Annotated in this window: 7 protein-coding genes; 4 read left to right on the top strand and 3 right to left on the bottom strand. The window is 43.2% G+C overall.

Annotation, left to right across the window (positions count from 1 at the left end; translation table 11 throughout):
* Nucleotides 1–2 precede the first annotated feature (2 nt).
* From grxD to HUJ19_RS11240, 3 genes are all read left to right on the top strand, one after another.
* Nucleotides 3–311: a Grx4 family monothiol glutaredoxin gene (grxD, locus tag HUJ19_RS11250; RefSeq protein ID WP_290624294.1), complete on the top strand. Its 309-nt coding sequence runs from the start codon at nt 3–5 to the stop codon at nt 309–311.
* 72 nt (nt 312–383) lie between these two features.
* Nucleotides 384–1,094: an NYN domain-containing protein gene (locus HUJ19_RS11245; protein ID WP_290624293.1), complete on the top strand. Its 711-nt coding sequence runs from the start codon at nt 384–386 to the stop codon at nt 1,092–1,094.
* Nucleotide 1,095: 1 nt separating this feature from the next.
* Entirely contained in the window at nt 1,096–1,770 is a 675-nt protein-coding gene (locus tag HUJ19_RS11240) for a glycerophosphodiester phosphodiesterase family protein (RefSeq protein WP_290624292.1), read from the top strand.
* Between the two features lie 188 nt (nt 1,771–1,958).
* On the opposite strand, the gene bfr is transcribed toward HUJ19_RS11240, so the two are convergent.
* The 3 genes from bfr to HUJ19_RS11225 form a co-directional block, all read right to left on the bottom strand.
* Entirely contained in the window at nt 1,959–2,438 is a 480-nt protein-coding gene (gene bfr, locus HUJ19_RS11235) for a bacterioferritin (protein ID WP_290624291.1), read from the bottom strand.
* 506 nt (nt 2,439–2,944) lie between these two features.
* Nucleotides 2,945–3,175, bottom strand: a complete 231-nt coding sequence (locus HUJ19_RS11230) for a bacterioferritin-associated ferredoxin (RefSeq protein ID WP_290624290.1) — start codon at nt 3,173–3,175, stop codon at nt 2,945–2,947.
* 328 nt (nt 3,176–3,503) lie between these two features.
* Entirely contained in the window at nt 3,504–4,070 is a 567-nt protein-coding gene (locus HUJ19_RS11225; protein ID WP_290624289.1) for a flavodoxin family protein, read from the bottom strand.
* Between the two features lie 90 nt (nt 4,071–4,160).
* Between HUJ19_RS11225 and HUJ19_RS11220 the strand changes: the two genes are divergently transcribed.
* Complete coding sequence (locus HUJ19_RS11220; RefSeq protein ID WP_290624288.1) at nt 4,161–5,120, top strand: LysR family transcriptional regulator; 960 nt, start codon at nt 4,161–4,163, stop codon at nt 5,118–5,120.
* Nucleotides 5,121–5,315: the final 195 nt, after the last annotated feature.

Here is a 5,315-nt window from a genome sequence, read left to right as displayed (position 1 = left end):
AAATCAAACAACAGATTGCAGACAACAAAGTTTTAATTTACATGAAAGGTTCACCGAAACTGCCAATGTGTGGTTTCTCAGCTCAGGCAGTTCAAGCTTTGATGCAGTGTGGCCATGAGTTCGCCTATGTTGATATTTTGCAAAATCCTGACATTCGTGCCGAGCTTCCAAAATATGCCAACTGGCCAACTTTCCCGCAGCTATGGGTTGATGGTGAGTTGATTGGTGGTTGTGACATCATTCTTGAAATGTTCCAGCAAGGCGAGTTGCAAGAAGTCTTGAATGAGTCTTATGGTAAGCAACCTGAGTAAAACAACGTTTTACCAACACAGCTTATATGATTAAATGCCGCTATATGCGGCATTTTTTATGGAAGGAAGAAGATGGAACAGAATAAGCACATAGCGTTATTCGTCGATGCGGATAATGCCTCGAGTAAATACTTCGACTTGATTTTGTCCGACCTCGCTAATCATGGCATGGTCATCATTCGCAAGGCCTATGGCAACTGGAAGAATGCTAACCTGAGAGGTTGGGAAGAGATATTACTGGAGTTCGCCATTCAGCCAATCCAACAATTTGATTTAACCAAAGGAAAGAACGCTACGGATTTAGCTATGGCCATTGATGTGATGGATGTTCTTTATGGAAAGGATGTCGATATCTTTTGCCTGGTGACTTCTGATTGTGATTTCACGCCCTTGGCCACTCGTCTGATTAATGAAGGCAAGCTGGTTTTCGGTTATGGCGAAACCAAAACTCCGGATGCCTTTCGTAATGCCTGCACCCGCTTTTTAGAACTGGGAGCTAAACTCGATAACACTGAGGTTTCTAAGTTCTCTCCAAGCAAGCTTAAACAAGATACGAAACTGATTGAACTGATCAGAAATGCCATTGAGATGACTTCCGATGATGATGGTTGGGCTTCACTTGGACCCATTGGCTCCTTTATTGCTAACAAATCATCGATTGATATCCGTAACTATGGCTATAAGAAGTTAAGCGATCTGATCAAGGTGATTGATCTGTTTGAAACTAAGTCTTTTGGCTCAAACTTAAAAGTAAGAGATAAGAAGCAGAAGGGCGCAAAGTAGCATGAAAGTCATTGGCCATCGTGGTGCCATGGGCTTGGCTCCGGAGAATACACTCCTGTCGTTTCGCAAGGCGTTGGAGCTGGGAGTCGATGGCGTCGAGTTCGATGTGCAGAATATTGATGGCAACCTGCTGGTTTTCCATGATGACACGCTGGATAGAACCACCAATGGCACAGGTTTATTGCTCGATCATTCAGTGGACTATTTACGCAGCCTTGATGCGGGGCAGGGCGAGAAGATTCCTTTTCTGCATGAAGTGATTGAGCTTATTGATAGAGATACCTTCATCAATATTGAGCTGAAGGGATTGCGTACTGCCAGTCTGGTCATGGAGCTGGTCAAACTGTTGGACAAAGACCGTTATAAAAAAGAAAACTTTATCATTTCTTCCTATTTGTTTTCTGAATTGTTTCTGGTGCGCCAACTTGATCCGGACATTCAAATTGGAGTCATAGCAGACGAGCAACCTGATGTTGCTTTAAGTTTTGCGCGAGATGTCAATGCCTATAGCTTTCATCCCAGTTTGGCTTTAGTAACTGAAGAATTGGTCCAGGAGGTACATCGGGAAGGCATGTCGCTTTATGTTCATACCGTCAATGACCCGGATAATATTGCCAGGGTTAAAGCGATGGGAGTTGATGGTGTTTTCACCGATTATCCTGATAGGGTTAGGTAGTTTTAAGAGAAGCCGGTAAAAAGGCATCTAGTTCTATAATGGTTTTTACTGAAACCGGTTTGCATAAAAATCAAGTATTGTCATTCCCGCCTTCGCGGGAATGACATGAAGTTAGAGTGGTGCTTTAAAGAAGCATCACAAAAAAGGGCAACTAATTGTTACCCTTGAATGTTTAAATTTCGACGTTCTTAGTTACCGCCTTCCTTCATTTTTTCAGCCAGGTAATTCTGAATACCAATCTTGTCTATTAAACTAAGCTGAGTTTCCAGCCAGTCGACATGCTCTTCTTCACTTTCCAGAATATCATTGAGAATATCGCGGCTGACATAATCACGAACTTCCTCGCAGTATTTAATACCATCACGCAAATCTGGAATGGCATCGAGCTCTAACGCCAAATCGCACTCAAGCATTTCTTTAGTATCTTCACCGATACGTAAGCGACCCAAGTCTTGCAGGTTCGGTAAGCCTTCTAAAAACAGAATACGCTCGACCAGCATATCGGCATGCTTCATCTCATCAATCGACTCTTCGTACTCATGATCGGCCAACTCTTTCAAGCCCCAATCTTTATACATGCGAGCATGCAAAAAGTATTGGTTAATGGCTACCAGTTCGTTGCCCAAAACCTTGTTAAGAATCTCAATAACTTTTGCGTCGCCTTTCATTGTTGTTTAATCCGATAGTTAAGAATGTATCTGTTGATTGTACGACTTTGACCTGGATCAAGCAAGTTGATGAATATCTAACCCATTGAATTTAAATGTAAATTAGAATGATTGTTAAATGTGATGTGTTCTTGTTTGAGAGTGATTGTTGATAGATAAAGGAGGATTTAGGAAATAACTTGTCTTACTTGTGTTTTAAATAAGAGCCTTACATGTAGTCATTCACTACGGGCACTTTCCCTAAAGGGATTTCCGTTGGTCACCTTTGCTGAAAATTCTTATCAAAATCATCTCCCTAAAGGGATTCCCTTAGGTCACAGATTTTGATTGCTATATTTTGTGCGTGCCTCAGCTCAATATAAATGGGGTTATTGGTGCTATCTCCAACCAATATCTAAGATGTTGATTTCTTAAGCAGCTACCTAAAACTATTGCAGAAGGGCAGGAACAAAAAAGCCGCTTTGAAAGCGGCTTTATATGAATCAGTGTCTTAGCGACAATTTTTACTAGAGAGCTTTGCCAAGTGTTGCATCCACAAAATTAGGAGTGGTCTGAGGATCGAACTGGGTAACCTGGCTTTTATGTTCGCGAAGAATTTGCTTGGCTGTAACTGCACATTTGCCACATTGGGTGGCTACGCCAAGTTCTTTATTCAGACAGCGCATACTGGATGCACCGTTGTAGGCGGCATCTTTAATTTGCTTATCTGTGACTGCTTTACAAAGGCAAACGTACATAATGATTGGGTAAAAAGTGTTCGATGGATGTTATTTTATCTAAATGAGAATGATTGTCAACTGCTCTTGCATTGTTATTTAGAGGGCTTTTGATTCTGATCACTATGGACTTCTTAACTCTTTGATTGGTATAGGCAAAAAAAAGGCCACGTGAAGTGGCCAGGGGAAGTGCTACAAATAACTTCCTTGTTTAGACGAGTCTGTTGAATATCTGTTGGGAGAACAATATTAAACAGTCGATTTGCAACAACACAGTTTGGGGAACTGATGATTTAACCTTACCTCAATGTCCGTGAAAGTGATGTGAAAAGGCCTTAGCTCGATATAACTATTTGAATTTTTGGGCTATTTCAGCAACTCGCACTCCTAACAAACGCGCTGTTTCACGATCACTTTGTGGTGGCGCCAGGTCTGAACCCTGGTCTGTATTGCTCTGAGCCATGGCACCAAGATAGCTGCCGATACGGTTCAGATCATCAGGTGAACCTTGCGTGCTATTGTTACCAGGCATAATGCCTAAACTGACCCAGAGCATGCTTTGTTGAGCGGCAAACACAGACAGTTGAATTAGGGTGTTTAATTTGTCACCGCTCATGGAGCCTGAGTTGGTGAAACCCGCAGCCAGCTTGTCTTTCCAGCCCTGTTCGGCCCATACCTTCGAGGATTTATCCATAAAGGCTTTAAAGTCGGCGCTAACGCTGCCCATATAGGTCGGGGTGCCGAAGATGATGGCATCCGCCTTGGCCAGCGTGTCCCAGTTGTCATCGACTTCGCTAACTGGAATCAGCCTGGCTTCAACACCAGCATCCAGCGCGCCTTGATGAACTTGTTCGGCCAGCACTTTAGTGTGGCCATAACCACTGTGATAAACCACGGCAATTAATTTATTACTCATTGATAAACTCCAAATTGAAACTATTGACTTGATGGCGCCACTGTAACGGGTTTATAGTTATGCTTGAAATGCATTAAAGAGATATTAACTATGCAAACTGAGAATATTCGTTCCCTGGATATGAATCTGCTAGTGCTACTGGATGTACTTCTGGAAGAAAAGCACATCTCGAATGCGGCTGATCGGCTTCACATGAGTCAGCCAGCGGTTAGTCGCTCACTGCAAAGGCTAAGAGAAATGTTGGGTGACCCCTTGTTGGTACGTGTCGGTAATGGCTATCAACTAACGGATAAGGCCGCCGAGCTACAGCCTAAGCTAAAAAGCTGGTTAGCAGATTTCATGTGTATGATTCAGCCGGAAAAGTTCGAACCGGCCAACGCTAAAGGTGAAATCAGCATTATGTCGATGGATTTGGAAATGAGCTTGTTTATGCCGAACCTTTGGCAGGATCTGCAGGCGCAGGCGCCTAATGTGGCTTTGCGTTCCTTCAATATCCGTCCGGATGGGATTTCACTACTGGAGCAGGGCGATATCGATTTTCTTGTCAGTGAAGAGGATAAGTCTCTGGAAAGTACTAAATACCATAATTTTCACCTGATCCAGCATGACTTCGTATTGGTGATGTCCAAGCAGCACCGTCTGGCAAAACAGAAAAGTATCAGTATGGATGAGTACCTCAAGCAAAGGCACGGTCTTGTGACAGTGACAGGTAAAGGCAAACCCTTTATTGATCGCACGCTTGAAAAACAGGGCTTGTCACGAAAAATTGCACTCTATGTTCCCACTTTCCACTTGGCGCTCGACATTTGTAGCCGCACCGATCTGATGTTTTCAATGCCGCGCCTGGTCGCCGAGAAAGAAGGCGAGCGCTATGGCGTAGCCATGAAAGAAATGCCCTTGAAACTGCCGAAACTGGACATATATCTTTATTGGCATGAACGACAACACCAGACTGCGCTGCACAAATGGTTCAGAACCCTGATGCGAGAAAGTTTTGAGCAGACCCGTAAGGGAATCAGCGCCCACTCAGTGATATCCCCCAATTACTGAGTTAGTGTTGTCGTTCACGTTTTATACAGTTTAAAAAAGACCTTTAATCTTTTGTGAAAGGTCTTAAGAATTATTGTCATATCAGCGTATAATACGCACACCTAAAATTGAATAAACACAACTCTTGGAGGAAATAATGGGAGTATTAGTAGGCCGTAAGGCACCAGACTTCACAGCAGCAGCAGTATTAGGCAA

The organism is Kangiella sp., from assembly GCF_014762745.1.
Classification (GTDB): Bacteria; Pseudomonadota; Gammaproteobacteria; order Enterobacterales; family Kangiellaceae; genus Kangiella.
Note: the sequence above shows the minus strand (reverse complement) of the source record. Positions and strands in the feature narration are given on the sequence as shown.